This is a genomic window from Kitasatospora sp. NPDC036934 (assembly GCF_055608425.1).
The window spans coordinates 32,425-57,308 of record NZ_JBVJQR010000011.1 but is presented as its reverse complement, the minus strand read 5'-3'; the positions used below and the strand labels follow the sequence as shown (position 1 = coordinate 57,308).

At 73.5% G+C, this 24,884-nt stretch carries 26 protein-coding genes; 12 read left to right on the top strand and 14 right to left on the bottom strand.

What is annotated here, in order from left to right; all coding sequences use genetic code 11:
• Positions 1 to 62: 62 nt before the first annotated feature.
• From ACZ7BZ_RS18235 to ACZ7BZ_RS18215, 5 genes are all read right to left on the bottom strand, one after another.
• Positions 63 to 416, bottom strand: coding sequence for a DUF6204 family protein (locus ACZ7BZ_RS18235; protein ID WP_380458600.1), 354 nt, complete (start codon positions 414 to 416; stop codon positions 63 to 65).
• 388 nt (positions 417 to 804) lie between these two features.
• Positions 805 to 1,494 carry an alpha/beta hydrolase gene (locus tag ACZ7BZ_RS18230; protein WP_470359179.1) on the bottom strand — a complete coding sequence of 230 codons (690 nt, stop codon included), beginning with the start codon at positions 1,492 to 1,494 and terminating at the stop codon, positions 805 to 807.
• Positions 1,495 to 1,571: 77 nt separating this feature from the next.
• Positions 1,572 to 1,901, bottom strand: coding sequence for a hypothetical protein (locus ACZ7BZ_RS18225; RefSeq protein WP_470359178.1), 330 nt, complete (start codon positions 1,899 to 1,901; stop codon positions 1,572 to 1,574).
• Positions 1,902 to 2,103: 202 nt separating this feature from the next.
• Complete coding sequence (locus ACZ7BZ_RS18220; protein ID WP_470359177.1) at positions 2,104 to 3,645, bottom strand: serine/threonine-protein kinase; 1,542 nt, start codon at positions 3,643 to 3,645, stop codon at positions 2,104 to 2,106.
• Positions 3,646 to 3,718: 73 nt separating this feature from the next.
• A complete protein-coding gene (locus ACZ7BZ_RS18215; protein ID WP_380458547.1) occupies positions 3,719 to 4,036 on the bottom strand; it encodes an ArsR/SmtB family transcription factor in 318 nt (105 codons plus the stop codon).
• A 135-nt stretch (positions 4,037 to 4,171) separates the two neighbouring features.
• Between ACZ7BZ_RS18215 and ACZ7BZ_RS18210 the strand changes: the two genes are divergently transcribed.
• The 4 genes from ACZ7BZ_RS18210 (at position 4,172) to ACZ7BZ_RS18195 (ending at position 7,080) form a co-directional block, all read left to right on the top strand.
• Positions 4,172 to 4,546 (top strand): VOC family protein, encoded by a 375-nt coding sequence (locus ACZ7BZ_RS18210; RefSeq protein WP_470359176.1) that lies wholly within the window; start codon positions 4,172 to 4,174, stop codon positions 4,544 to 4,546.
• 215 nt (positions 4,547 to 4,761) lie between these two features.
• A complete protein-coding gene (locus ACZ7BZ_RS18205) occupies positions 4,762 to 6,261 on the top strand; it encodes an outer membrane protein assembly factor BamB family protein (RefSeq protein ID WP_470359175.1) in 1,500 nt (499 codons plus the stop codon).
• 311 nt (positions 6,262 to 6,572) lie between these two features.
• The gene (locus ACZ7BZ_RS18200; protein ID WP_380458541.1) at positions 6,573 to 6,779 is read left to right on the top strand and encodes a cold-shock protein; all 207 of its coding nucleotides are present in this window, start codon (positions 6,573 to 6,575) and stop codon (positions 6,777 to 6,779) included.
• 76 nt (positions 6,780 to 6,855) lie between these two features.
• Positions 6,856 to 7,080, top strand: coding sequence for a hypothetical protein (locus ACZ7BZ_RS18195; protein ID WP_380458539.1), 225 nt, complete (start codon positions 6,856 to 6,858; stop codon positions 7,078 to 7,080).
• A gap of 67 nt (positions 7,081 to 7,147) precedes the next feature.
• Here ACZ7BZ_RS18195 and ACZ7BZ_RS18190 read toward each other — a convergent pair whose 3' ends face one another.
• Entirely contained in the window at positions 7,148 to 7,291 is a 144-nt protein-coding gene (locus tag ACZ7BZ_RS18190) for a DUF397 domain-containing protein (protein WP_470359174.1), read from the bottom strand.
• A gap of 715 nt (positions 7,292 to 8,006) precedes the next feature.
• Here ACZ7BZ_RS18190 and ACZ7BZ_RS18185 point away from each other — a divergent pair.
• On the top strand, positions 8,007 to 8,816 hold the full coding sequence (locus ACZ7BZ_RS18185; protein ID WP_470359173.1) for an alpha/beta fold hydrolase: 810 nt from the start codon (positions 8,007 to 8,009) through the stop codon (positions 8,814 to 8,816).
• Positions 8,817 to 8,881: 65 nt separating this feature from the next.
• On the opposite strand, the gene ACZ7BZ_RS18180 is transcribed toward ACZ7BZ_RS18185, so the two are convergent.
• Positions 8,882 to 9,871, bottom strand: a complete 990-nt coding sequence (locus tag ACZ7BZ_RS18180) for an ArsR/SmtB family transcription factor (protein ID WP_470359172.1) — start codon at positions 9,869 to 9,871, stop codon at positions 8,882 to 8,884.
• Positions 9,872 to 10,063: 192 nt separating this feature from the next.
• Between ACZ7BZ_RS18180 and ACZ7BZ_RS18175 the strand changes: the two genes are divergently transcribed.
• Positions 10,064 to 11,452: an alpha/beta fold hydrolase gene (locus ACZ7BZ_RS18175; protein ID WP_470359171.1), complete on the top strand. Its 1,389-nt coding sequence runs from the start codon at positions 10,064 to 10,066 to the stop codon at positions 11,450 to 11,452.
• A gap of 52 nt (positions 11,453 to 11,504) precedes the next feature.
• Here ACZ7BZ_RS18175 and ACZ7BZ_RS18170 read toward each other — a convergent pair whose 3' ends face one another.
• The 3 genes from ACZ7BZ_RS18170 to ACZ7BZ_RS18160 all read right to left on the bottom strand — a co-directional run bounded on the left by ACZ7BZ_RS18170 (position 11,505) and on the right by ACZ7BZ_RS18160 (position 13,613).
• The gene (locus tag ACZ7BZ_RS18170; protein WP_470359170.1) at positions 11,505 to 12,062 is read right to left on the bottom strand and encodes a hypothetical protein; all 558 of its coding nucleotides are present in this window, start codon (positions 12,060 to 12,062) and stop codon (positions 11,505 to 11,507) included.
• The gene (locus ACZ7BZ_RS18165) at positions 12,059 to 13,204 is read right to left on the bottom strand and encodes a serine hydrolase domain-containing protein (protein WP_470359169.1); all 1,146 of its coding nucleotides are present in this window, start codon (positions 13,202 to 13,204) and stop codon (positions 12,059 to 12,061) included. Before ACZ7BZ_RS18165 ends, ACZ7BZ_RS18170 begins: the two co-directional genes overlap by 4 nt.
• Before the next feature lie 136 nt (positions 13,205 to 13,340).
• Positions 13,341 to 13,613, bottom strand: a complete 273-nt coding sequence (locus ACZ7BZ_RS18160) for a hypothetical protein (RefSeq protein WP_470359168.1) — start codon at positions 13,611 to 13,613, stop codon at positions 13,341 to 13,343.
• Between the two features lie 230 nt (positions 13,614 to 13,843).
• Here ACZ7BZ_RS18160 and ACZ7BZ_RS18155 point away from each other — a divergent pair, with 230 nt between their 5' ends.
• The 3 genes from ACZ7BZ_RS18155 to rfbH all read left to right on the top strand — a co-directional run bounded on the left by ACZ7BZ_RS18155 (position 13,844) and on the right by rfbH (position 16,716).
• Complete coding sequence (locus ACZ7BZ_RS18155; RefSeq protein WP_470359167.1) at positions 13,844 to 14,428, top strand: flavin reductase family protein; 585 nt, start codon at positions 13,844 to 13,846, stop codon at positions 14,426 to 14,428.
• A gap of 158 nt (positions 14,429 to 14,586) precedes the next feature.
• Complete coding sequence (locus ACZ7BZ_RS18150) at positions 14,587 to 15,213, top strand: TetR/AcrR family transcriptional regulator (protein ID WP_470359166.1); 627 nt, start codon at positions 14,587 to 14,589, stop codon at positions 15,211 to 15,213.
• 201 nt (positions 15,214 to 15,414) lie between these two features.
• Positions 15,415 to 16,716 carry a lipopolysaccharide biosynthesis protein RfbH gene (rfbH, locus tag ACZ7BZ_RS18145; RefSeq protein ID WP_470359165.1) on the top strand — a complete coding sequence of 434 codons (1,302 nt, stop codon included), beginning with the start codon at positions 15,415 to 15,417 and terminating at the stop codon, positions 16,714 to 16,716.
• Here rfbH and ACZ7BZ_RS18140 read toward each other — a convergent pair.
• From ACZ7BZ_RS18140 to ACZ7BZ_RS18130, 3 genes are all read right to left on the bottom strand, one after another.
• Positions 16,688 to 17,593, bottom strand: a complete 906-nt coding sequence (locus tag ACZ7BZ_RS18140) for an SDR family oxidoreductase (RefSeq protein ID WP_470359164.1) — start codon at positions 17,591 to 17,593, stop codon at positions 16,688 to 16,690. The genes rfbH and ACZ7BZ_RS18140 overlap by 29 nt on opposite strands.
• A 129-nt stretch (positions 17,594 to 17,722) precedes the next feature.
• Complete coding sequence (locus ACZ7BZ_RS18135; RefSeq protein ID WP_470359163.1) at positions 17,723 to 17,917, bottom strand: ferredoxin; 195 nt, start codon at positions 17,915 to 17,917, stop codon at positions 17,723 to 17,725.
• A 101-nt stretch (positions 17,918 to 18,018) separates the two neighbouring features.
• The gene (locus ACZ7BZ_RS18130) at positions 18,019 to 19,269 is read right to left on the bottom strand and encodes a cytochrome P450 (RefSeq protein ID WP_470359162.1); all 1,251 of its coding nucleotides are present in this window, start codon (positions 19,267 to 19,269) and stop codon (positions 18,019 to 18,021) included.
• Positions 19,270 to 19,566: 297 nt separating this feature from the next.
• Here ACZ7BZ_RS18130 and ACZ7BZ_RS18125 point away from each other — a divergent pair, with 297 nt between their 5' ends.
• Positions 19,567 to 20,754, top strand: a complete 1,188-nt coding sequence (locus ACZ7BZ_RS18125) for a cytochrome P450 (RefSeq protein WP_470359161.1) — start codon at positions 19,567 to 19,569, stop codon at positions 20,752 to 20,754.
• Between the two features lie 70 nt (positions 20,755 to 20,824).
• Here ACZ7BZ_RS18125 and ACZ7BZ_RS18120 read toward each other — a convergent pair whose 3' ends face one another.
• Positions 20,825 to 22,039 carry a nucleotide disphospho-sugar-binding domain-containing protein gene (locus tag ACZ7BZ_RS18120; protein WP_470359160.1) on the bottom strand — a complete coding sequence of 405 codons (1,215 nt, stop codon included), beginning with the start codon at positions 22,037 to 22,039 and terminating at the stop codon, positions 20,825 to 20,827.
• Positions 22,040 to 22,297: 258 nt separating this feature from the next.
• On the opposite strand from ACZ7BZ_RS18120, the gene ACZ7BZ_RS18115 reads away from it, so the two are divergent.
• On the top strand, positions 22,298 to 23,785 hold the full coding sequence (locus ACZ7BZ_RS18115; RefSeq protein ID WP_470359159.1) for an MDR family MFS transporter: 1,488 nt from the start codon (positions 22,298 to 22,300) through the stop codon (positions 23,783 to 23,785).
• Between the two features lie 193 nt (positions 23,786 to 23,978).
• A complete protein-coding gene (locus ACZ7BZ_RS18110; protein ID WP_380458501.1) occupies positions 23,979 to 24,842 on the top strand; it encodes an aldo/keto reductase in 864 nt (287 codons plus the stop codon).
• The last annotated feature ends 42 nt before the right edge of the window (positions 24,843 to 24,884 follow it).

Here is a 24,884-nt window from a genome sequence, read left to right as displayed (position 1 = left end):
TTGACTACTCAAGTATAGCCATGGGTGGAGCCGTCAAGGAGGTGGCGGGGGAGGGGGGTCGGTCAGCCGGCGTTGGCGGCGCGGCGCTGCCGCTTGCCGAGGGGCGCCTGGGAGAGGTCTTCGGCCTGGGAGCGGAGGTTCTTGTAGCCGTAGCCGCGGCCGGTCAGCCAGGACCGCGCTGCCTGCTCGGCCCGCTCGGTGGCCTCCAGGATGTCCTCCTCGGCCTCGCCCTCGTCCAGGAAGCGGAAGGTGAAGGCGGCCCGTGCGGCGAGGTCGTAGCTGAGGTGGCCCTCGCGGGTGAAGGCGGCGTGCAGGACGTCGTGCTCGGGTGCGGCGGCGAGGAGTTCGGCGCGTTGCTCGTCGCTGAGGGCGTCGAAGACGCCGCGCACCATGATGCGGAAGGTTCGGGTGGTCATGCCCCGACGATAGGCAGGAGAGGTGGCGGATCGCCAATGCGATTCTGCGGGTGGGGTCGGCGGGCTGGCGGGGCGGGGTGGTCCGGTCAGGGGCGGCTCGCCGGGGTGGGGAGGGCGGCAGTGAAGGACTCGACGGCTGCGGCTTCGCCGCGCTGGGTGTCCCGTACGGCGAGGACGACGTGGGCGCAGGAGGTGCTGGCCGTGGCGGGGCTGGAGGCGGCGGCCTTCGGGCACTCCTGTTGGCAAGTGGAGCAGGGCGTCCGGGAGTTGGCGCAGGCCGGGGTCGAGCACCTGGAGCGTGAGCATGCCGAGGCGGTGGCCCGGGGTGAGGCCTCGTCCAGGGCGTCGCTCGGGCACCTGCTGGCGGCGCTGCTGCTCCGGGCTCCGGCTATGCGCGGGCCGGCAGACGGGTGCAGACCGTCCCGGTCGCCAGTGCGGCGCCCTCGGCGCCCATCGTCGCCAGGGTGAAGTCCGTGGTCAGCGCGTTGATGTCGGCGCTCTGCCGGACCAGGTAATGGCTGCCCCCGGGCACCTCGTAGCGTGCGAGCTCGGGCACCACCTGCCGGGCGCGCAGCGCGTACTCCAGGGACTGGGCGGCGTTGGCCGCGCTGCGGTCGGCGGTGCCGTGCACGATCAGCACCCGTCGTCCGGCGAGCTGGTCGACCCGGTCGCCGGTGGGCAGCCAGGGGGCGATCCCGGCCACCCCGGCCACGCTCGGGTGCCCCGCGCACCAGAACGCCGCCCGCCCGCCGAGCGAGTTGCCGATCAGCACCACCGGTGCGCCCGGGTAGCGGCGGGCGAGCTCGTCGAGCGCCCACCGGGTGTCGACCGCGGTGTCGGCGTCGGCGCCGTTCCAGCCGCTGTAGCGGTAGCGCAGCAGGTGCACCGCGAGACCGTGCGGGCGGCCGCGGCCGTTGAGTTCGGCGGCGAGCCCCTGGAGGCCCAGTTCGGCGATCCGCAGCGGTCCGCGCCGGCTGCGGATGAACCCGCCGGGCAGCAGCAGGGCGACGCCGGAGACCGGGCCGTCGCCCTCCCACGGGGTGAGCTGTGCGGTGCGCGGGCGCTGGGCTCGGAACACGCCGGTCCTTCCTGGGGAGCTGTGGGGAGTGTCGGGGACGGTCGGGCCACGGCGGCGCCGGGCCGGACACACGGATTCTACGGTTCCGGCGGCGGGTCACGGTGCGTCAGGAGGGCCCACAGCACCCAGCCGGTGACGCGGGTACGGGTGACCAGCACCTTCGCCCAGCGGGCGCCGAGCGGGGAGGTCCAGGTGTCCACGACCTCGACCCGGTCGCCGGACCGGGCCAGCCCGGTCACGACGGCGCCGCCGAAGTGGTCGCTCCGGACATTGGCGGCGTTCGCGGACACCTCCCACCACCCGGCCCCGACCGCGGGCGTCCGCTGCTCGCCGGGGGTGACGGCCGCCGGTACCAGCAGGATGGCGAGGGAGAGCACCGCCGCCGTGGCCCGGCCGATCACCGCCACGACGGCCTCGGGGCCGTGCTGTGTCCGGGGCGTGCGGAAGCTGTGGAGAGCGCGGGGGTCATGTACAGCAGAACGAGCCGTCGGGGTGTGTGCGAACGGTCGGGGGTGGACGCTCACCCGGTCGGGCGAGCGCGGGAGGGTGGCGTCACGACGGGCCAAGCTTGCTGCCACGCCAACTGCTCACGCACCACAGCGGGTTGGCCTACCGGCGGCGCCCCTGCTCGTCCTCCGGGCCCTGTGCGTTCCGCTGGCCCGCGCGGGCGCGGCCCGAGAGCAGCTCCTGCACGCTCGGGAGCTTCCGCCGCTGCGCGGGCGGCTCGATCGACTGCGACCGGGGCGGCTCGACCGACGGCGACCGGGGTTCCGGCGTCGGGCCGAGACCGGCCTTGGCGACCGCGTCGGCCAGGAAGTCCGAGGCCTGTCGGCGGGCGTTGTCCACGCTGCGCCGCAACTGCTCCGCGTCGCTGCGCAGTTTCTCGGCCTGGCGGCTCAGCAGGTCGTTGCGCTGCTCGGTCTCGCTGAGCTGCCTGAGGCTGGCGGCGGCCCGGGCGGCGGACTCGCGTTCGAGCTGTTCGCCGCGGGCCCGGGCGTCCGCGATGATCTGCTGTGCTGCGGACTCGGTGAGGGTCCGCATGTCGTTCACGTCCTGCTCGGCCTGGCGGCGGAGGAGTGCCGCCTCGGCCTCGAACTGCTTCCGGAGCAGGGTGACCTCCTCGCGGGCCCGGGCGAGCAGCGTGTCGGCCTCCTCGCGGCGGGCCAGGACGTACGGGTCCCGTTCGGCGGCGGCGTGGGCGGCGAGGGCGTCGAGGACGGTGGGCCGCTGGATGTGCGCCCCGGCGGCCCCGGGCAGCACGGTTCCACCGGCCCCGACGGCCCCGACGGCCCCGACGGCCCCGGCGATCCCGACGGCCCTGGCGGTCCCGGCGATCCGGAGCAGTCGTTCGGCGACCTCGTCGGCGTCGGCCGGGCGGCGGGCCGGGTCCTTGGCGAGCAGGTCCAGGACGAGGGCGTCGAGCTCCGGCGGCACGGGTGGCCGGAGGTCCCCGGGGGCGGCCGGCCGGGCCTCGGAGTGCTGGCGGATCAGCTCGTACAGGGTGCCGCAGAACGGCGGTCGACCGGTGAGGAGTTCGTACAGCAGGCAGCCGAAGGCGTAGAGGTCGGAGCGGGCGTCCAGGTTGCGGTTCTCGAAGCGTTCGGGAGCCATGTAGGCGGGGGTGCCGACGATCACGTTGGTGCTGGTGACGCCGTCGTCGGCGTGGCCGGTGCGGGCGATGCCGAAGTCGACCACCTTGACCGCGCCGCTGGACTGGATCATCACGTTGGCCGGCTTGACGTCCCGGTGGACGACCCCGGCCCGGTGCGCGGTGGCCAGAGCCCGGGCGATCTGCTCCGCCCAGGCCAGCGAGCGCTCCAACTCCGGTACGCCGTCGGCCAGGTGGCGGCTGAGCGGGGCGCCGTCGAGCAGCTCCATGACCAGGAAGAACAGCGGGCGGTCGGCGGTCCGGTGCTGCCCGAAGTCGTGCACGGTGACGATCGAGGGGTGGCTGAGCGCGCCGGCCGTGGCCACCTCGCGGGCGAACCGGGCCGCGTCCTTGGGGGATCCGCTGCCGCCGGGGAGCAGCACCTTGACGGCGACGAGGCGTTGGATGCGTGCGTCACGGGCCTTCCAGACCGCGCCGAAGGCGCCCTCGCCGATCTGCTCGACCAGTTCGTACCGACCGTCGAGTACCTCGCCCGGCTGCATCCCCCGCCCCTTCCCGCGATCCGGTGCCCGTGCTCGGGCCCGTTTCAACCTACCCCGGGGAGCGGGCGGTTGGTCACCCGCTGCGGTCGGCGGCCAGCTCCGCCAGGACGGCGCCGAGCAGGCCCGGGAGGCGGGTGTCGAGTTCGGTCCGGCGGAGGGTGACCAGGCGGGTCTTGCCGCTGGTGCGGACGGCGACCACGCCGGCTTCGCGGAGCAGCCGCCAGTGGTTGGAGAGGGTCGAGCGCGGGACGGTCATCCCCTCGGGGCTGCAGGTGGTCTCGCCGTCCTCGGCGAGGCGGCGGACGAGCTCCAGGCGGACCGGGTCGCCGAGGGCGTGCAGGACGGTGGCGAGGTCGAAGTCGTCGGGGTGGGGCTGGGGCAGAGTCCGCATCGGATTCCTCGGGTGGGCTGCGGCCGGCTCTGGTGGCGGGCCCGGTGCGCTGTCTAGTATGACGCTTCGACAGTTCGGGAAAGTCGAATTGTTCGGGGGTCGGCCCCGGACCGTACGGAGAGGTGGGGTCGGAGGATGAAGGTGCTGGCGACGCTGGCCCGGGTGTACGTGGACGATCTGGACGAGGCGCTGCCCACCCTGCGCGAACTCACCGGCGAACGCGAGGGTTTGCGCTTCCCGCACGCCGGGGTGGAGGTCGCGCGGATCGGCGGCCTGCTGGTCGTCGCGGGCACGGAGGAGGCGCGGGCGCCGTTCCGCCGGGTGCAGGGCACCCTGCTGGTCGACGACCTGGACGGCCTCGGGGAACTGCTGCGGAGCCGGGGCGGGGAACTGCTGGACGGCCCCAACGAGGTGCCGACCGGGCGCAACGCCACCGCCCGGCACCCCGGCGGGGCGGTCTTCGAGTACGTCGAGTTCGTGCCGGACCGGCCGGTGTTCGCGACGGGCTGACGCCCCGGGGCGTCAGCCCGGCCGGCCCTCCGACGCGGTGCCCGGGCACCCGGGCCGGGGCGGGGAATCGTCCCGATCGCGCTGGTGTGACCTCCTATGTGCAGGGGCGGGAGGGGTTTTTCCTGCTCTTTGTTCAGGATCTTGCTCTGCTCTGCGACGATCCGATGATCGCCGCCCGATTGTGGTGGGCGGCGCTTCGCAGGGGAGAAACCGGCATGGCCGAGCGGCCCGAGGACAGCGGCGTCCGGCTGAGGATGAGGTGGCGCGCCAGGATCGCCAGGGACGGGGAGACCTGGATGGTGGTCGCCGGCGGAGCCCTGGGGGCCATGTTCGCGAGCCTCGGCCTGGCGGTGCTGTTCGGCCCGGCGAACGGGTTCGGCGGCGACAGCCTCGGGGTGATGGGTGCCCTCAGCATCCTCGGGATGCTGCCCTGCGGCGCGGGCTTCGTCTGGGCGCTGATCCACCCCCGGCGCGGGCTCCCCGCGGTGGCCGTCGGCACCCTGGCCGGGCTGGGGATCTTCCTCTGCTTCGCCGGGGACGGCCTCAACGACTCCTGGAAGGCGGCGCCGGACCAGCCGTCCACGGTTCGCGCGGTCGGCAGCTGGACCAGCGGTGACCTGGTGGTGCGGGTCCGCCCGGACGAGGTGGTGGCCTACCGCAGCGGGGGCGGGGCGGTCGCCTGGCGCTGGGCGCCGCCCGGCGAGGACACGGTGTGCACGATGAGCCGGGGGGTCGGCGCGGGCGGCATCGGCCTGCTCGGGCACTCCCCGCACGGCAAGCCCTGCGCGACGGTCACGTCGCTGGACCTCACGGACGGCAAGCAGGGCTGGACCGCCACCGTGGCCGCGCCCGCCCGGGACGGCGACAGCGCGGACTCCGACCTCGTCGCGGTCGCGGGCGCCCAGGCGGTGCTGCAGGGCACCGACGGCTGGCGCGCCGTCCGGCTGACCGACGGCCGGGAGCTGTGGCGCAGCGCGCCCGACGCCGGGTGCACGCCGATCGAGGTCGCGGGCGGGGACCAGGACGTGGTGACGGCCGCGGATTGCGCTGACGGGACGGGAGTCGTGCGCACCCTGGCGCCCGGGGACGGGCAGGGGCGGACGCGGGCTTCCGTGCCGGCCGAGGGCGGGCTCAAGAACTTCATGGTGGTCTCCGTCGACCCGCTCGCGGTCTGGGTCGACGCCCAGGCCGAGCGTGGCACCCACGCGGTGCTCAGCTTCGACCGGGCGGGCCGCCAGCGCGCCGCCATACCGGTCTCCGGTGCCGAGTACGACCTGGACGTGATGCTGGGCGGCGTCCACGCCTTCGACGAGTTCAGCGCCCGGCCGCTGTACGGCGGTGTGGTCGTCGGCGACCTCTTCATCGTCCCCGGGGAGAAGCCCGGCGACGTCGGCATCAGTGGCGGCCCGCGCCCGAGCCGCACCGCCACCGGGCGGCTGATCGCGTACTCCCTCGCGGACGGCACCAAGCGGTGGACGACGGGCCTGGACGACCAGGTGACGGGCGTGCTGGTCGACGGGACGTCGGTGTGGGCGATGACCCGCGACAAGCTGACCCGGATCGACGCGGCGACCGGCCGGCGCAGCCGCGAGCTGGACGTCAACGACACCGCCTCGCTCTACCCGGTGGACCTCTCGGCGGCGGGCCGGGAGGAGTTCACGGTGGTCGCCGAGGACGGCACCAGGGACGAGCCGCCGGTCCGCGGCATCAGCTGAGGGAGCGGCCCGGCCCGTTGGTGAACGGGCCGGGCCGGGAGCGCAGTTGGTCGCACGGAACCCCGGCAGGGCCTGGGCTCCGTGTCGCGCGGGCCCGGGGACGGCCGGGGTGTGCGGAAGGAATCCGCGTGCTCGGGGGCGTGACCGGCCTCCTCGTCCTCCGCAGGACAGGCTCGCGCACCGGCTCTACGGTTGAACCGGGTAGCCGCTCTTTGCCGAACGAGTGTCCACGTCGGTTCTTGTCGGCGAGTCTTCCGGCACCGGCTTCGTCCGACCCGGCGAAGCGCAACCTCGTTCTCCCAGGAGGGGTCATGGCTACTGGGACAGTCAAGTGGTTCAACGCCGAGAAGGGCTTCGGGTTCATCGAGCAGGACGGCGGTGGTCCGGACGTGTTCGTGCACTACTCGAACATCGACAGCTCGGGCTTCCGCGAACTGGTGGAAGGCCAGAAGGTCGAGTTCGACGTCGTCCAGGGCCAGAAGGGACCGCAGGCCGAACGCGTCCGCATCGCCGGGTGACGGTCGGCCCGGGCCCGCCCTGGGGCCGGAGCCAGGCGCGCCCGGGCCCGCCCGGGCCGGCACGCGGGAGGACATGATGAGCGTTCGGCACACCCTGAACATCATGGACTGGCACGAGGACGGCTCCTCCACCTGGCTGCGCTGGGCCGTCAGCGCGGACCAGATGAGGATGGTCCGGGAGCTCCTCGACCGGGCGCCGGACGCCGAGGGCGTCGTGACCCCGGAACAGGCGGACCAGGCACGCACGGCCACTGACCGGTGGCTGACCTGCGCGGACCAGGACTGGTCGCCCCCAGGGTGACGTCTCGCCGAAGTCCCGGTCGGCAGCGGCCCGGCCCGTTGGTGAACGGGCCGGGCCGGGGGCGTAGTTAGGCGGTGAAGCGGGGGTCGCGGGCTTCGATGGCCTGGGTGAAGGCGGTCCACTCGCTGTGGTTGAAGGCGAGGTGGGGGCGGTCGGGGTTCTTGTCGTCGCCGAGCCGGACGTCGCCGTTGTCGAACCGGGCGGTGATCACGCAGTCGCCAGGGTGAGTCCCGAGGTCAAGATGCCTTGTCGACCAGAACGCGTCTGGGTGCGCGTCCTCCTCGCCTGACCATCGGCCGAGCACCCCGCAAGGAAGTCCACCCGCCGTGCACCCCGCCGCGATCGCCTTCCGCAACCCCGCTGCCCTGCAGGCCCGTTGCGACTACGGCCGCCCCGTCGGCGCCACTTCGAGCCCGACTACGAGACCTGCGCCGTCGTCCCCGACCCCGCCGCCTGGGAGCCCCTGCCCGGCGGCTACCCCGAGCGGTTCGCCCCCGGCTGCTTCACCCCCGCCTCCGGTCTGATCGAACTGTTCCGGCTCCCCGACACCGTCACCGACCGCGACACCGTCGCCGCGATGGTCGAGACCCTCGGCGACCCGCACCCGATCACCCTCGGTGACACCGAGGACCGCCCGGGCAGTCCACCACCCACGCCCTCCCCGAGTCGGGCCGACGCCCCGGCCTCCACGTCGACTATCACCAGAACCTGCCCTGCGGCGAGCGCCGGGATGAGGGCTGGTTCGCGCCCACCTCCTTCCTCCCTGCGACGAGTCCACCGAGGGCCGCCACCAGCCCTCCTCCACCTCCTCCTGGCTCGGCTACCGGGAGCCGCACCTCTTCGAGTCCCCGATCTGACCGGACTGTCCGTTCCGCGCGCCTGTGTCAGGCTGGTGAGGGAGCACCGCCGACATCGGGAGGCTCGTGATGGCCGAGATCAGGGTGAACGGGGTCGGGCTGCACTACGAGGCCCGAGGCGAAGGCCCCGGCGTCGTCCTGGTGCACGGCTCGTGGACCGACGGTGACACCTGGGCCCGGGTGATGCCGGGTCTCGCCGAGTCCACCACCGTCGTCGCCTACGACCGCCGGGGCCACAGCCGCAGCGAGGACCCGCTGACCCAGGGCTCGGTGCACGAGGACGCCGCCGACCTGGCCGGGCTGATCGAGGGCCTCGGGCTCGCACCGGCCTTCGTCTGCGGGAACTCGTACGGCGCGCTGATCGCGCTGCGGCTCGCCTCCGTCCGGCCCGACCTGCTGCGGGGGATCGCCGTGCACGAGCCGCCGGGCACCGGCGTCCTGCTCACCGACCCGGAGCTGCGGCCGATCGCCGCCGCACTCGCCGGCCGGATCGCCGCCGTCCGGGAGCTGCTGGAGCAGGCGGAGTCGGCCGCGGCGGCGGAGCTGTTCGTGGAGACGGTCGCCTTCGGGCCGGGAGCGTGGGCCCAGCTGCCCGCGCCGGTGCGGCACACCTTCATCCGCAACGCCCCGACCTACCTGGACGAGCTGCGGGACCCGGACGCGCTGGATCTGGACCTGACCGCGCTCGGCGACTTCAACGAGGCCGTGCTGCTCACGCAGAGCGACGACAGTCCGCCGATGTACGGCGAGGTGCTGGACATCATCGACCTCACCCTCGAGAAGGCGGAACGCCACCTCTACCGAGGCGCCGGTCACGCTCCGCACCTGTCGCAGCCGGAGGAATGGGTGCGGGTGGTGCTCCCGCGCGCGTCGGTGTGAAAGGGACCTGAGGGGCGCGAGATCAGGAGTACACGCCCGCTCATGCGCCCTTCGCGGTGCGCTCCTCAGTGCGCCGTCACCAGCTCCTCCCCGCGCGGCGTCCGCCGGTACAGCACCTCCCGCCCGCTGCGCACCCGGCTGACCAGCCCCGAGCGGTGCAGCACCCCCAGGTGGTACGAGACCGTTCCGGCGCTGAGGAAGTGCCGGGCGGCCAGGGCGGCGGTGGTCGTCGGGTCGACCAGTGCGGCCAGCAGGTCCGCCCGGGTCGGCCCGACCAGCTGGGCCAGGGCGGGCGCGGGAGCCCGGGGCACCGGCACGGACGGTGTGATCGGGTACATCAGGGTCGGCGCCCGGTCCACGCCGTCGACCGGGTCGAGGATCACGTGGATCTCCTGGCTCACCAGCGTCGGCATCAGCAGCACCATGCGGGCCGGCAGGTTCACCTCGAAGCGGCTCTCCAGCCGGAGCAGCCCGTCCGCCCAGGAGAGCCGGGGTGTCAGGGAGTTGAACAGCGAGCCGGAGCCGTACCGGGCGAGGTGGCGGCCGCGCCGGTCGATCTCGGCGTCCAGCACCGCCCGGGCGTCCGGCCAGTGCGGGGCGAGCGCCGCCTCCCAGTACCGGCCCAGCTCGTCCGCGACCCGCTCGGCGAAGTGGCGCGGGCCGCGCGCCAGCGTGCGCAGCACCACGTCGGGCAGCTGGCGACCGCTCAGCTTCGCCGGGGCCAGGCCGTGGAGTGCGGTGTCGAGCTCGGCCCGCACCCGCTCGGGCGGGGTGCGGCGGACGGCCTCCAACTGCTCCGCCACCGTCGGCTCGGGGCCGGTCGGGTGGGGGGAGAGGAAGTCGGGGATGTAGCCCCCCGACCGCTCCAGTGCCAGCCCGGACAGCAGCTCCAGCCCCTCCCGCCGCAGCACCTGGCGGGTCCGGCCCACCCAGGCGTACGGGCCGGTGCGGGAGTTGAGGCCGGAGGCCATCAGGGTGTTGACCGCCTCGTGCAACGGCGAGACGACGAACCGGGTGCGGGCGAGCCCGGTCGAGTCGATCGTGAGCCGGATCATGCCGTCCACCCCTCTGTCCGGACGGCTTCCTGCCCGCCGGAACGGTCGGCTTTGTCGCCCCTTCGGTCGTCAACCCTTCGACCCTGGTCGAATCCTGGCACGAATGCTCGCCTTCGAAGTCGCCCCGGCGCAGGCTTCTCCCGTGACCGCGTCAGCACGGACGCGGCGCGAGCGGAAGGAACCCCGACGAACATGACGAGCACGCGCGGCCGCATCGCCGCCCTGCTGGGAGCCGTCGCGGTGGTCGCCGGCACCACCCTGGCCGGCCCCGCCGTCGCCGCCCCGGCCGAACCGCAGCACCACGGCGGCGGCGTCACCGGGCAGGCACCCTGCCAGAGCGCGCCCGAATTCACCTGCGGCACCCTCACCGTGCCGCTCGACCACAGCGGCCGCACGCCCGGCACCCTCCAGCTCGACGTGGCGATGACCGGCAACGCCGACGCCCCCAAGGGCGACCTGCTCTTCCTCGCCGGCGGCCCCGGCCAGCCCGGCGTCCCGCTGATGCGCAAGATCGCGAGCAAGCTGGAACCCGTCCTCAAGGACTACCGCCTGGTCATGTACGACCAGCGCGGCACCGGACAGCGGGCCCTCCAGTGCCCCGGCCTCCAGGAGGACATGGGCTCCTCCGACCTCGCCGTGCCCCGCAAGCAGTCCATCGCCGACTGCGCCACCGCCCTCGGCCCGAACGCCCGCTACTACAGCAGCGCCGACACCGTCGGCGACATCGACCTGCTGCGCCAGGCCCTCGGCGACCGCCGGCTCACCCTCGACGGCGTCTCCTACGGCACCTTCGTCGCCGAGCGCTACGCCCTCGCCCACCCGGCGCACGTGGACCGGCTGGTGCTCGACTCGGTCGTGCCGCAGGGCGGCTACGACCCGATGGACCTGGTCGCGCTGCCCGCCACCGCCCGGGTGCTGCGCACCGCCTGCCAGGCCACCGGCTGCACCACCGACCCGGCCGCCGACCTCGCCGCCACCGTGCGGAAGTACGGCAACGGCGCGCAGATCCTCGACGCGCTCACCAGCTACGAGTTCGCCGACCCCGACTACGGCGGGGTGCCGGAAGCCCTGCACGAAGCGGCCGGCGGGAACCCGCAGAAGCTCCAGGCCTTCATCGACGACGTCCACAAGAACGACGCCGCCCCGGCCGAACTGCTCAGCCAGGGCCTGCACGCCGCCACCTTGTGCGCCGACGGGCGCTACCCGTGGGGCTCCTCGGACACCCCCGTGGCGGGCCGGGCGGCCGCGCTGGAGCGGACCCGGAAGAACCTGACGGCCGAGCAGACCTGGCCGTACGACCCGGCCACCGCGACCGGGCTGGGCAGCCTGCTGGTCTGCCTGGACTGGCCGCGCGAGCAGGTGCCGCCGCTGCCGCCGGCGCACCGCAAGCTGCCGAACGTGCCGGTGCTGCTGCTCGGCGGGGACCGGGACCTCTCCACCCCGTACGAGTGGCTGTACCAGCAGGCGAAGCTGACGCACGACCCGAAGGTCGTGATCGTCCCGGGTGCGGCGCACTCGGTGCAGACCCGGGCGGCCGACCCGGCCGGGCGGCGAGCGGTCTACGACTTCCTGCTCAAGTAGCCGGTCGGCGCGGGGCCGTTCCGCACAGGGGACGGAACGGCCCCGCGCCGGCTCAGCGTTCGGACGCGCCCCAGCCGTCGTCCGGGAGGGACGGGTCGGGGCCCGGGCAGTCGACGTGGTCCCAGCCCCACATCATCACCTTGTAGAGCATCCAGTCCGCGAGCGGCGGATCCTCCCGGTTCTCGCGGTCGGTGAGGATCAGGGCCACCCAGACGTCCTCGACGGGCGAGAACTCCAAGGTGCGCTGGTCGGGCAGGTTCTCGTACTCCACCGTCCGCCAGGTGCAGCCCGCCGCGGTGAGCGCGGCGGTCAGTTCGGACTCGACGACGGCGGTCCGGTAGGTCCGCGTCCCGCCGCCGTCCACGGGGAGGTCGAGTTCACCCTGCCAGGTCGCCAGGGACACCGAGCGGAGCTGCCGGCAGCGGCAGAACACCGTGAGCGCGTCCCCGAAGCCGAAGGCGTGCGGCCAACGGCGCTCGCGGTGGATCCGGCCGCCGTCCCACGGGTCGCCGTAGCGCGCGGAGAGTTCGGACAGCAGGGCGCCGTAGCGCAGTTCACCGAGGGCGCCGGTGGCGAAGAGCCGGGTGAGCCGGTCGAGGAAGTCCGTCACCCCAGGCACCCGCGCACCGCCTCGATCAGCCGGTTGGCCCGGGCGTCGCCGTGGCCGATCATCCGGTTCGCCACGTAGGCGAAGCCGACGCCGAACTCGTCGTCCCCGAAGGCGAACTGGCCGCCCGCGCCGTCGTTGCCGAAGCTGCGCGCGCCGAGCAGCGGGCGGAACGCGGGGGAGTCGAGCAGCAGGCCGGAGCCCCAGCGGGCGCCCATGTCGAAGCCCAGGAATCCCTGGCCGGAGGAGAGTTCGCGCAGCGCGTCGGTCACGGTGTCCTGCGATAGCAGCCGGGGCCCGCCGTCCAGCCCGGTGGCCGCGGCCGCGTACAGGCCGGCCAGACCGGTGGCGGAGGCGACGGCGCCCGCGCCGGGCAGCTCGATCGCGTGCAGGGCCGGGTCGTTCCAGCCGTGCGGCACGTCCAGGCCGGGGAAGACCAGGGCGCCGTTCATGGTGACGATCCGGGTGAGCAGGTGCTCCGGCCCGGGCATCGGGCGGCGCCCGTCGGCCTCCACCAGCCTTGCCAGGCAAGGGAGTTCGCTCTCCGGCAGACCGATCCACAGCGGCAGGCCGCCGAGCGGCTCGGTGATCTCCTTGCGCAGGAACGCGCCCGGGGTCAGTCCGGTGATCCGGCGGATCACCTCGCCGACCGCGAAGCCGAGCACATGGCCGTGGTACTCGTAGGTGGCTCCCGGCTCCCAGAGCGGCAGCTGCTGCTCGATCGCGCGGATCACCGGGGTCCATGCGGCGATCTCCTCGAAGGAGGGCGACGCGTCCAGGACGGGGATCCCCGCCCGGTGGCCGAGGATCATCCGGACGGTGATCCCCTGCTTGCCGTGGCGCGCGAACTCGGGCCAGTAGCGGGCGATCGGGGCGTCCAGGTCCAGCCGGCCCTGCTGGGCGAGGAGCAGGGCGCTGATGCTGACCGCGCCCTTGGCGCAGGAGAAGATGGGGACGACGGTGTCCCGCGCCCAGGCCCGGCCGGTCCGCTCGTCGGCGGTGCCGCCCCACAGCTCGACCACCTTGCGGCCGCCGACGAACACCGTGACGGCGGCGCCGAGTTCGGGGAACTCGGCGAAGTTGCCGGCGAAGGCGTCCGCGACGGCGCCGTAGCCTTCGTCGACCCACCCCTGGTACTGCTGCATGCCGTGTGCCCGCCCTTCCCGCGCCAAGATCATCGACCGGACCACGGTACGGCGTCGAGACGGCCGTGACGAAGGGTTTTGGCCGGCCCGGGACGGGTGGGGCGGGTGTGGCGGGCCGCCGGGGGCCGACGGGGGATCAGCGGGGGAAGCGGAGGACGAGTTCTTCCCAGAGCCGGCGTTCGAGGGAGCTCATGCGGTCGGTGGCGAGGCGTTCGGGGTGGCCGGGCGGCATGGCCGGGGGTGACGCGGGGTGCGGGGCGGCGCCGTCGGCGTCGGGTACGGGTGCGGCGCCCGGACGGTGGTCGTGGGGCGGGGATGCCCAGCCCATCAGGTACGCCAGGTCTCCGACCCCCTGCCACCAGCGGAGCAGAGCTGCGGGGGCGATGCGCCATCTCGCGCGGTGCGGCATTGCGATTCCTCCACCGTCCGTCGGCGCCGGTCTCCCAGCCCGTGGAGGTCGATTCTCGGAACGGCCGCTAAGTCGGGGCTAAGTGCGTCCGTCCACCCCGGACGTACGGGCGCAGGCTCTGAGCCGGACAGAACCTAGCCGGAGGCAAGGCCTGTATTAGCCCTGCCGGAGAACATGGCCGGGACAGCGGCCAGGACGGCGGTTCAGGGAGCACCCGTGGAAGGATCCGGATGGCAGCGAACCGTATCGAAGCACTGAACGACCTGCTGGACGAGCCCCGGGACGACGCGCTCGACCCGGCCGACTTCCGGCGGGTGCTGGGCCACTTCGCCACCGGTGTGGTGGCGGTGACCGGGATGGACGACGGGGTGCCGGTCGGGCTGTTGGTCAGCTCGTTCACGTCCGTCTCGCTCGACCCGCCGCTGGTGGCGTTCTGCGTGGCGCACACCAGTACCAGCTGGCCCCGGGTGCGGAGCGGGCTGCAGCACGGCATCTGCTTCCTGGCGGCCGGCCAGTACGGGCAGGCCCGGCGGCTGGCCACCGCCAGCGGGGACTCCAAGTTCCACGGGGTGGCCTGGTCGGCGTCGCCCTCGGGGATGCCGGTCCTCGACGGTGCGCTGGCCTGGCTGGAGTGCTCGGTGGAGGCCGAGCACCCGGCGGGTGACCACATGATCGTGGTCGCCCGGGTGCACCGGCTCGCCAAGGCCGGGGACACCTCCGAGGCCGGGCCGCTGGTGCTGTTCCGCGGCGGCTACGGGCGGTTCACCGCGGTCGCCCCGGCGCCGGTCGACGCCGCCGCGGAGGCCCCGTCGTGAGCCTGCCCGAGGGCGTCCTGGTGACGGGGCTCGGGCGCCGGCCCGCAGGGAGAGCGGGTGTCGGCGCGGGCCGGGCCAGTGCGTAGGCTTCGGGCGACGAGAGGAGGACGGGGGCCGGCTGATCGTCCGGCACGTTCCGGCCAGCCCCCTGACCAGCCATGACCGCAGACGAACCCCTGGACATGCGGGCCCGCACCAAGCAGGCCACCCGCGAGGCGATCGGTGCCGCCGCGTTGCGGCTGGCGGTGGAGAAGGGCCCCGACGGGCTGGCCCTGGTCCGGGTGCGCGACATCGCCGAGGCCGCCGGAGTCGCCCCCCGGACGTACAACAACTACTTCTCCAGTCGGGAGGAGGCGATCTGTGCCGCCCAGACCGACCAGTCCCGCCGCCTCGGCGGGGCGCTGCGGGCCAGACCCGCGGAGGAGCCGCTCGGTGAGGCCATCATCGCGGTGGTGGTCGAGGTCTTCGCCGACCCCGAACCCGACCGGGCCGGGCTCGCCATGATCATGTCCACGCCCGCCCTGCAGGGTGAGGCGCTGAAGGCGTTCAGCATGGCCGAGGAGCCGCTGGCCGACGCGATCGCCGAGCGCACCGGCGCCGAACGCTGGGAACTGGCCCCGGCGGTGACGGCCGCCGTGGTCGCCGGGGCGGTCCGGGTGGCCGGCCGGTACTGGCTCAGCAGCACCAACGCCCCGTCGTTCGCCGAGGTGCTGCGCGAGGCCCTGCGCCACGCCCTGGCGATCGGCCCCGGCGGCCCCGGCGACCGTCCTTCAGCCGTCCTTTAGCTCGCGCGGTTGCACTGGGGAGCGCCCGGCCGATCGGTCGCGCCGCCGGTGCCCGCTGCCCGGACCGGAGCTCCTGTCGGCCCGGCCGGTCGAAACACCTGTACCCCCGGTCTGCCGGGAGCCCCGGCAGACCCGAGCCACGCCCTCGATCCGCCCGGCGGGAACGCGCCGCACCGACAACGGCTACGGAGGTACCACCACATGGGTGAGGACAAGGAAGCGATCCTGAAGCTGGTGAGGGGCTACCACCACAGCCAGACCGACGGAGACTTCGTCCCGGGGAAGACACCGGTGCTCACCTCCGGCGCGGTCCTGGACGAGGAGGACCGGGCGGCGCTGGTCGAGGCGGCGTTGGACATGCGGATCGCGGCGGGGCCGAGCGCGCGCCGCTTCGAGCGCGACCTCGCCAGGTACTTCAAGCGGCGCAAGGCCCACCTGACCAACTCGGGGTCGTCGGCGAACCTGCTCGCGCTGACCGCGCTGACCTCACCGCAGCTCGGGGACCTGCGGCTGCGCCCCGGCGACGAGGTGATCACCGCCGCCTCGGGCTTCCCCACCACCGTCAACCCGGTCCTCCAGAACGGGCTCGTGCCGGTCTTCGTCGACGTCGAACTCGGCACCTACAACCCGACGCCGGAGGCCATCGCCGCCGCGATCGGGCCGCGCACCCGGGCGATCATGACCGCGCACGCGCTCGGCAACCCGTTCGCCGCCGAGGAGGTCGCCGAACTGGCCCGAAGGCACGACCTGTTCCTGATCGAGGACAACTGCGACGCGGTCGGTTCGCGCTACCGGGGAAAGCTCACCGGCACGTTCGGTGACCTTTCGACGGTGAGCTTCTACCCGGCCCACCACATCACGGTCGGCGAGGGCGGCTGTGTGGTCACCAACGACCTGGCGCTCGCGCGACTGGTGGAGTCGATCCGCGACTGGGGCCGGGACTGCTGGTGCGAACCGGGCGAGGACGACCGGTGCCTGAAGCGGTTCGACCAGGGGCTCGGCACCCTCCCGCAGGGCTACGACCACAAGTACATCTTCTCCCACGTCGGTTACAACCTGAAGAGCACCGACCTGCAGGCGTCGATGGGCGTGACCCAGCTGCGCCGCATCGAGGAGTTCGGCGCGGCGCGGCGCCGCAACTGGAGGCTGCTGCGGGAGGGGCTGGACGGGGTCCCCGGCCTGCTGCTGCCGGAGCCGACCCCGGGCTCCGACCCGAGCTGGTTCGGTTTCGTGCTGACCGTCGAGCGGGACGCGCCGTACACCCGCCGCGAGTTGGTGGCGTTCCTGGAGGAGCGGCGGATCGCGACCCGCCGGCTCTTCGGCGGCAACCTGACGCGTCACCCGGCGTACGCGGGCGTCACGTTCCGGGTGTCGGGGGACCTGTCGGTCAGTGACATCGTCACCGAGGACACCTTCTGGATCGGGGTGTACCCCGGGATCACCCCCGAGATGATCGACTACGTGGTCGGCTCGATCAGGGAGTTCGTGGGAGCTCCCCGCTGAGGGCGAGTTGGTCCCGCATGGTCGCCAGGGCGTCCTCGATGCGGGAGAACCGCACCCCGAGCACCTGGGTCGCGTGCTCGTTGGACACGTTCAGCCAGCGCGGGTACGGGCGTCCGGCGTCGCGCAGGTAGTCCGCGAGGCGGCCGCGGGCGGCGGGGGCGGCGTCGAGGCCGAAGGTGCGGGCCACCGCCATCGTGAGCTCGTAGGGGGACAGCGAGCTGCCGCCCGCGCAGTGGAACAGCCCGTCCGGCGGCCGGAGTTCCGCCACCCGCTCGACGGCCGCGGCGAACTCGTCGACGAAGGTGGGGGTCACCAGCGTGTCGTCGAACATCGGCGGGATCCGCCCGGCGGCGAGCCGGTCGACCAGCGTGCGGACCAGGTCCCCCTTGCGCCGGTAGCGGGCCCGGAACGGGAAGGAGGGGCGGAGGACGGAGAACGCGCAGCCGGACTCCTGCACCTCGCGTTCGGCCCAGAGCTTGGTCCGGCTGTACCAGTCCAGCGGGTCGGGCGGGTCGGTCTCCCGGTACGGCTCCTCCTGGTCGCCGCTGAAGACGTAGTCGGTGGAGACGTGGATCAGGTAGCGGCCGTGCCGGCGGCACGCGGCGGCGAGGTTCGCGGTCCCGTCGACGTTCACCCGGTAGCAGGGGCCCCCGCGGTCGCCGGTCTGCGCCGCCGCCGCGTCGAGGTCGGTGAACGCGGCGAAGTGCGCGACCACCTCGGCGGGGCTCTCGGCGACCGCCCGGTCCACCGCGGCGGCGTCCGTGAGGTCGCACTCCAGCCGGTGCCAGCGGTGCCGGCCGCCGAGTTCGGCGGCCCGGTCGCCGACCAGGCCGCGCAGGCCGGTACCGGCCAGGGGGGACGGCTGCTCGGTCTCCATGGCTTCTCCCGTCATCGGTGTCCGACGGCCCGTCGGGGGAGGCCGGCGCACGGCCGGCGACGACCGGCGAGCGCCGGGGCAGACGTCGGAGGAGGCCGCCGGGACCGGCGGCCTCCTCGCTGCGGGCGGTCAGGCCTCGATCGACAGCGCCCGGGACGGGCACAGGGTGACGGCGGTCCGCACGGTCTCGGCCGTGCCGGTGTCCGGACGGTCGGTCCGCAGCTCGACCATGCCGTCCTCGTCGTTCTGCTGGAAGACGCGGGGCTCGGTGAGCACGCACTGGCCGGCGCCGATGCAGACGTCGCGGTCGACGACGATGCGCACGGGGGTGTCCTTTCCGGTCGGATGGTGGGGGTGGTCGGGGCTGCCGGGACCGTCGGGCGCCTGCCCGGCGCTGCCCGGTTGGGCCGGCGCCGGGTAGGCGGTCACCAGGTGACGGGCAGCTCGTGCAGGCCGTAGGTGTTGGAGTCCTGCTTGAACGGAAGCTCCGACACGGGTACGGCCAGCCGCAGGCCCGGCAGCCGCGCGAACAGCGTGGTGAAGACGATCTCCAGCTCCGCCCGGGCGAGGTTCTGGCCCAGGCACTGGTGGATGCCGTAGCCGAACGCCATGTGGTGCCGCGCGCCCCGGTGGATGTCCAGCCGGTCGGGGCTGTCGAAGACCGTCTCGTCCCGGTTGGCCGAGCCCAGCCCGAGCAGGACGCCGTCGTCCTTGCGGATCGTCACGCCGTCGATCTCGATGTCCTCGCGGGCTGTCCGGAGCAGCACGTCCGAGATGGTGAAGTACCGGAGCAGTTCCTCGACGGTCCGGCCGATCCGGCTCGGGTCCGCGGTCAGCTCGGCCACGACCTCCGGGTTCTCCAGCAGGCCGGTGGTGCCCAGCGCGATCATGTTCGCCGTCGTCTCGTTGCCGGCGACCAGCAGCAGGTAGGCCATCTGGAGCAGGCCCATGTGCGTGAACACCCCGGTCTCCCGGTTGTTCACGATGAGCCGGCCGAGCACGTCGTCGGTCGGCTCCTGCTCCTTCTCCCGGATCAGGCCGTCGATGAAGGTGGCCAGTTCGACCATGGCGGTCCGGCGTTCCTCGGGGGTGCTCGCGCGGCTGAGCATCGCCGAGGTGCGGGTGTGGAAGAACTCGCGCTCGGGTGGGTGGACGCCGAGCAGTTCGGACAGCACCATCGAGGGCACGCGCACCGCGACCATGGCCACCAGGTCGGCGCCGGGGCCGGCGGCGATCAGGTCGTCGATGCAGCTCTCCACGATCTCCGTGATGCGGGGCCGCAGTTCCTGGACGCGCCGGACGGTGAACTCGGAGATGACCATCCGCCGCGGCGCGGAGTGCTCCGGCGGGTCGAGCCCCACCAGGGTGTTGCCCATTCCGTGGGACTCCCCGCCCTGGGAGCCTCCCTCGGCGGGGCCGAGCGGGACGAGCAGCGGCAGGTTGGGGTGGTGGTGGTCCGAGCTGATCCTCGGATCGGTCACCAGCGCGCGCACGTGCGTGTAGCTCGTGACCAGCCAGGCCTTCTGCCCGCTCGGCAGCGCGACCTGGGTGACCGGCCGCTCGGTGCGCAGCCGCGTGTACATCGGCGCCGGGTCGAGCGGGCAGCCGCGCGGCATCGGGAAGTCGGGCACCTGGGGAAGGTCGCCACTGTGCGGTGCCGACGTGGCCTCGGTCATGGCAGCTCCTGTTTCGGCGGCGGTGCGGCACGGCCGGAGTCGTCGGTTTTCCGGCGCCGCGGGATTACCGACATCGCGGGAATACCGGCATCCTGGGACTGCCGGTACCGCGGGTGCGTCGGAATTCGTTCGTCCATGGCGGGTGCCAGGCTAACGGTGAAATCTAAAATCTCACTAATATTCGATCCAGGGTATTCCGACCCGAGACAGGCCGCCGCTTCGTTGCTAAATTGGGCCGCTGTCGCGGGCCGCGAAACGGAATTCGCCGGAATCCCGCGGCCCGATACGGGAGGTGTGATGAGCACGGGCGAAACCGTCCGGATGCCGCTGTTCACCGACGGTGGCGCCGAACTCCTGGAATGGATGCGGCGCATGCGCGACGAGCAGCCGCTCTGGCAGGACGAGCGCGGCCACTATTTCGTCTTCCGGTACGCCGACGTCCAAGAGGTGTTCTCCGACCCGGCGCGCTTCTCGTCGAACATCGGCCGGCTCATGCCGGTCTTCGGCGAGGAGAAGCTCAGCGCGAACCTGCCCTGGCAGGATCCGCCGGACCACCGGAAGCTGCGGCAGTTGGTCAGCCAGGCGTTCACGCCGAAGACCGTCGCCGCCCTGCGGCCACGCATCCGGGAGATCGTCGGGGAGCTGCTGGCCGCCGCCCCGGACGACACCTTCGACTTCGTCGAGTACCTGGCGTACCCGCTGCCGGTCATCGTGATCGCCGAACTGCTCGGCATCTCGCCGGCCGACCGGGCGTTCTTCCGGGAGTGCGCCGACCGGCTGCTCGGCATCCGGGCCGACGACTCGGAGTCCGACGAGGCCGCGGCCAAGGCCATCGCGGACACCACCAAGGAGCTCGACGAGTACCTGGTGGCCGAGGTCCGGCGCCGGCGCTCGGAGCGGTCCACCGGGGACGTGCTCGGCGCGCTGGCCGCGGCGGAGCTCGACGGGGAGCGGCTGACCGACCTCCAGGTGGCCACCTTCGCGGCCCTGCTGCTCAACACCGGCCACATCACCACCACCCTGCTGCTCGGCAACACCCTGCTCTGCCTGGGGGACACCCCGGAGGCCGAGGCCCGGATCCGGGCCGACCGGTCCCTGGTGCCCGCGGCGCTGGAGGAGGTCGTCCGGTGGCGCCCGCCGTTCCCCCGGGCGCTGCGGATCGCCACCGAGGAGCTGGAGTTGGCCGGCGGCGTCATCCCGGCCAACGGGATCGTCATGCCGTCGATCCTCTCGGCCAACCACGACGAGCGGCAGTTCCGGGAGCCGGAGCGGTTCGACATCGACCGCGACCCGAACCGACACGTCGGGTTCGGCCACGGCATCCACTTCTGCCTCGGTGCCCCGCTGGCCCGGCTGGAGACCGAGATCGCCCTCAACGGACTCCTGGACGCCTTCAGCGAGCTGCGGCCCACGGGCGACGCGGTGTTCCACGACTCGGAGTTCTACGGCGTCAAGAAGATGACCGTGTCCGCCCGGCGGTCGTGAACGGCGACCGGCGGGCGGGACGCCTCCGAGGCCGGGAGGCGTCCCGCCGGGCCGGTGCCGGCAGGTGCGGTCAGGCCAGCTCCTCCAGGGTGCGCACCAGGTCGGCGGGCGACGGGGCGGCGGCGATCTCGTCGCGCATCTTCCGGGCGGCGGCCCGGAACCCGCCGTCGGCGAGTACCGAGTCGACCGCGGCGCCGATGGCCTCGGTGTCGGCTCCGGTGCCGCTCAGGGTGATGCCCGCGCCGCTCTCGCAGAAGTTGGCCGCGTTGGGCGGCCGTTCCACCAGGGGGAGCAGGACCTGGGGGACGCCGAGCGAGGCGGCGGTGAGGATGGTGTTGGTGCCGCCCTCGCTGATCACGGCGCCGCAGGCGGGCACCACCGCGTGCAGGGGTAGGTCATCGGCGAGGCGGATCCGGTCCGGGAGCGGGCGGTGCCGGACCCGGTCGATCCCGCTGCCGGTGAGGACGACGTCGACGTCCCGGGCGGCGAGCGCGTCGAGGACCCGGGTGAGGACGGGCGCCTCGCCGGCTCCGCCGTCGGGCTCGCCCCGCTCGCCCCAGCTGACGCAGACCCGCGGGCGGCCGCTCGGCTCCGGAGTCCGGTCGGGCGCGGTGGCGGCGCCGTCGTACGGGACGAAGCGCACGGGGATGCGGGCGGGCGCGTCCGGTACCTGCACGCTGCCCGGCCAGGGGTCGATGCTGCCCGACGCGTAGTCGTCGCGGATCGCCGCGCCGAACTCCGCGTAGAGCTCGGCCAGCCCGGTGGGCCAGTTGGGGGTGTACTCGTCGCCGGTGGTCGGCCCGTGCATCGGATTGTGGGTGCGGTGCATGATGTCGGGCCCGGTGAGGTGGCGCAGCAGCGGGATGTCCAGGGCCGCCGCGGCCAGTGGGGCCGCGAAGGCCATCGGATCGGCGACGACGAGCTGGGGGCGCCAGTGTTCGGCGAACCGCACCAGGTCGGGGGCGGTCCGGACGGCCGTGTCGACCAGCGGGGCGAACCTGAGGTCGAGGAGCCTGTGCCGCTCGTCGTCGGACGCCTCGGCGAGGAGGCCGGGCGTGGCGGGGGTGGTTGGCCGGCCGCCGGGGGCGGTGGGCGCCGCGGGCTCCGCCGCGCGCGGCCCGGCGCCGATCTCGGCCGGGGTCAGCCCGGCCCGGACCACCGCCTCGGTGAGGTCCGGTGGCGCCGCGATCCGCACCTCGTGCCCGGCCGCCCGGCAGGCCCAGGCAAGCGGCGCGACGAAGTACAGGTGGGGAGCTCGGGGGAGCGGGGCGAAAAGGATACGCACGGGGTCACCTCTCGGGATGCTGGTGGCCCATGGAAGCCCGGCGCGCTAAAGGAGGGCTGAACCCTCCCGACCCGCTCGGCCGGTGGTCCGGGCGGCGGTCCCGGGCGGTTCGGGCGGGCGGGCGGGTCCCGGTGGACACCTCCAGGTGATCAGCAGATTTCTGCAGGATCGGCAATTGGTTGCGTGGCACGCAAGCATGTGGGAGCCTGTTGCCGTGATCGAAAGGCCCGGATATGCGGACGTTCGCGAGGGAGTCTGATGGCGCAGAGTTCGAGTGACGTCCAGCCCGCCGGCAAGAGCCAGGGGTTACCACCCGAGCTGCTGAGGGTCGCCGGGGTCGTCCTGCTCGGCCTGCTGGTGATGCAGCTCGACGGGACCATGGTCAGCGTGGCGCTGAACACGCTCTCCCACGACCTGTCGGTCTCGGTGGCGACCCTGCAGTGGGTGGTGACCGCCTACCTGCTCGCCCTGATGGTCGGCATGCCACTCGCCGGCTGGGCGGCGGACCGATTCGGGCCCCGGACGATGTGGATCGTCTCGATGGCCGTCTTCCTGGTCGGATCGGTCCTGTGCGGCCTGTCCGGCTCGATCTGGATGCTGGTGGTGGCCCGCGTGGTGCAGGGCCTCGGCGGCGGGATGATGGTCCCGGTCGGCCAGGCGATGCTGATGCGGCTCGCCGGCATGGAGCACCGGGCGAAGCTGGTCGCCCTGATGGCGATCCCCGGCATGATCGGCCCGACACTCGGCCCGGTCCTCGGCGGGGTCATCGTCGACGGCTTCGACTGGCGGTGGATGTTCTTCATCAACATCCCGATCGGCGCGATCGCCTTCCTGGTGGCGGGCCGCAACCTGCCGAACATGAGGGCGGAGACCGCCGCCAAGCTGGACGTGCTCGGGGTGCTGCTGCTCGTCCCCGGTCTGGTGGCCGTCGTCTACGGCTTCTCCCGGGCGGGCACGGTCGGGTTCGGCAGCGGCCAGGTGATCGCGCTGCTCGCGGTCGGCGGAGCGCTGCTCGCCGGGTTCGGCGTGCACGCCGCGCGGCCGAACGTCGACGCGCTGGTGTCGATGCAGATGTTCAAGTACCGGGGCTTCGCGACGTCGTGCACCCTGCTGCTGCTGGTCGGGCTCACCATGGGTGCCGGCATCATCCAGCCGCTGTTCCTGCAGCAGGTTCACGGCGAGAGCCCGATGAGCACTGGTCTGCTGCTGGTCGCCTTCGGGGTGGGCTCGGTGGTCACCTCCGTCCTGCTCGGCCGGGTGTTCAACAAGCTCGGCCCCCGGCTCGTCGGCGCGGTGGGCATCGTCATCGCCATCGCGGGCTCCGCCTTCTTCACGCAGTTCGACGCGGGCACCTCGCGGGTCCTCATCCTCACCGCCATGCTGGTCTCCGGTGTGGGCCTGGCGATGGTGGTGCTGACCATGTCGACCGCGCTCTACGTCGGGCTGCCGCCGCAGCAGATCGCCCGGGCGACCGGTGCCTCGCGGATCTTCCAGCAGCTCGGCCTGTCGGCGGGCACCGCCGTGATCAGTGTGGTGCTCCAGATCCAGCTGTCCGACCAGACCAAGGCGCCCGACGGCACCGTCGGCCCGGCCGGTCTGGCGGACGCCTACAGCACCACCTTCTGGTGGAGCGTCGGCTTCCTGGCGCTCGCGGTCGTGCCGACCCTGTTCCTGCCGAAGACGGTGCTGGCGCCCGCGTCGGCGCCGAAGAAGGAGACCGAGGTCGCCCAGCCGCAGGGAGCCTGACCGGCCCGTGCGGCGGCCCGGCGGTGTCCGCACCGCCGGGCCGACCGCGTCCGCGCCGCTCGGCGCGCTCCGGGCGGGCGTCCCCGGACCGGTACCGACCCGGCTCTTCGGAGCCGACCCGGCTCTTCGGAGCCGACCTGCTCCGACTGCTCCGACCTGACCCGTCCAACCGACAACCCGAGGATGCACACACATGACCACCACCACGGCCGCCTCCGCCGGAGACTTCCTGCTCGGCGGTGACCTGCGGGTCAACCGGCTCGGCTTCGGAGCGATGCGGATCGCCCTCGGCGGCTCGGTGCGCGACCCCGAGTCGGCCGCCGCCGTTCTGCGCCGCGCCGTCGAACTCGGCGTGAACCACATCGACACCGCGGGCTTCTACGGCTTCGGCGACCTCCAGTCGCACGAGACGATCCGTCAGGCGCTCTCCCCGTACCGCGACGACCTGGTGATCGCCACCAAGGTCGGCCCCATGCTGGAGGGCGGTGTGATGCCCACCGCCGAGGCCACCCCCGAGCAGCTGCGCGGCCTGGTCGAGGAGGACCTGCGCCGGCTCGGCGTGGACCGCCTCGACCTGGTCTACCTGCGGGTCGGCGGTATGGGCGAGCCGGGCGGCGAGTCGGTCGGCGACCGCTTCAAGGCCCTGGCCGAGCTGCGCGCCGAGGGGCTGATCCGGCACCTGGGCGTCAGCAACGTCGACGCGGTCCAGCTCGCCGAGGCCCGGGCCATCGCCCCGGTCGCCGCGGTGCAGAACCAGTTCCACGTGCACCGCAGGGCCGACGCCGACCTCCTCGCGATCTGTGAGAAGGAGGGCATCGCCTACGTGCCGTTCTTCCCGCTCGGCGGGGGCGGCGAGAAGATCGACCCGGCCCGGGTGGCGGCCGTCGCCGCCCGCCACGGCGCGACCACCCAGCAGGTGGCGCTGGCCTGGCTGCTCGCCCACTCGCCGGCGGTGCTGGCTATCCCGGGCACCAGCGTCCTGGGGCACCTGGAGGAGAACGTCGCCGCGGCCGGCCTGCGGCTGACCGCCGAGGACCTGGCCGAACTGGCGGGCTGAGGACGCGGCACCGCCCGGGCGGCCCGGGCCGGGCACCAACGG

Coding starts and splice junctions, on each gene's coding strand:
- ACZ7BZ_RS18175 (WP_470359171.1), top strand. CDS start 10,064: ATGACGAGCACGCGCGGCCGCATCGCCGCCCTGCTGGGAGCCGTCGCG.
- ACZ7BZ_RS18130 (WP_470359162.1), bottom strand. CDS start 19,269: ATGACCGAGGCCACGTCGGCACCGCACAGTGGCGACCTTCCCCAGGTG.
- ACZ7BZ_RS18200 (WP_380458541.1), top strand. CDS start 6,573: ATGGCTACTGGGACAGTCAAGTGGTTCAACGCCGAGAAGGGCTTCGGG.
- ACZ7BZ_RS18125 (WP_470359161.1), top strand. CDS start 19,567: ATGAGCACGGGCGAAACCGTCCGGATGCCGCTGTTCACCGACGGTGGC.
- ACZ7BZ_RS18205 (WP_470359175.1), top strand. CDS start 4,762: ATGGCCGAGCGGCCCGAGGACAGCGGCGTCCGGCTGAGGATGAGGTGG.
- ACZ7BZ_RS18140 (WP_470359164.1), bottom strand. CDS start 17,593: ATGGAGACCGAGCAGCCGTCCCCCCTGGCCGGTACCGGCCTGCGCGGC.
- ACZ7BZ_RS18220 (WP_470359177.1), bottom strand. CDS start 3,645: ATGCAGCCGGGCGAGGTACTCGACGGTCGGTACGAACTGGTCGAGCAG.
- ACZ7BZ_RS18195 (WP_380458539.1), top strand. CDS start 6,856: ATGAGCGTTCGGCACACCCTGAACATCATGGACTGGCACGAGGACGGC.
- rfbH (WP_470359165.1), top strand. CDS start 15,415: ATGGGTGAGGACAAGGAAGCGATCCTGAAGCTGGTGAGGGGCTACCAC.
- ACZ7BZ_RS18215 (WP_380458547.1), bottom strand. CDS start 4,036: ATGCGGACTCTGCCCCAGCCCCACCCCGACGACTTCGACCTCGCCACC.
- ACZ7BZ_RS18115 (WP_470359159.1), top strand. CDS start 22,298: ATGGCGCAGAGTTCGAGTGACGTCCAGCCCGCCGGCAAGAGCCAGGGG.
- ACZ7BZ_RS18235 (WP_380458600.1), bottom strand. CDS start 416: ATGACCACCCGAACCTTCCGCATCATGGTGCGCGGCGTCTTCGACGCC.
- ACZ7BZ_RS18110 (WP_380458501.1), top strand. CDS start 23,979: ATGACCACCACCACGGCCGCCTCCGCCGGAGACTTCCTGCTCGGCGGT.
- ACZ7BZ_RS18155 (WP_470359167.1), top strand. CDS start 13,844: ATGGCAGCGAACCGTATCGAAGCACTGAACGACCTGCTGGACGAGCCC.
- ACZ7BZ_RS18180 (WP_470359172.1), bottom strand. CDS start 9,871: ATGATCCGGCTCACGATCGACTCGACCGGGCTCGCCCGCACCCGGTTC.
- ACZ7BZ_RS18210 (WP_470359176.1), top strand. CDS start 4,172: ATGAAGGTGCTGGCGACGCTGGCCCGGGTGTACGTGGACGATCTGGAC.
- ACZ7BZ_RS18165 (WP_470359169.1), bottom strand. CDS start 13,204: ATGCAGCAGTACCAGGGGTGGGTCGACGAAGGCTACGGCGCCGTCGCG.
- ACZ7BZ_RS18150 (WP_470359166.1), top strand. CDS start 14,587: ATGACCGCAGACGAACCCCTGGACATGCGGGCCCGCACCAAGCAGGCC.
- ACZ7BZ_RS18160 (WP_470359168.1), bottom strand. CDS start 13,613: ATGCCGCACCGCGCGAGATGGCGCATCGCCCCCGCAGCTCTGCTCCGC.
- ACZ7BZ_RS18185 (WP_470359173.1), top strand. CDS start 8,007: ATGGCCGAGATCAGGGTGAACGGGGTCGGGCTGCACTACGAGGCCCGA.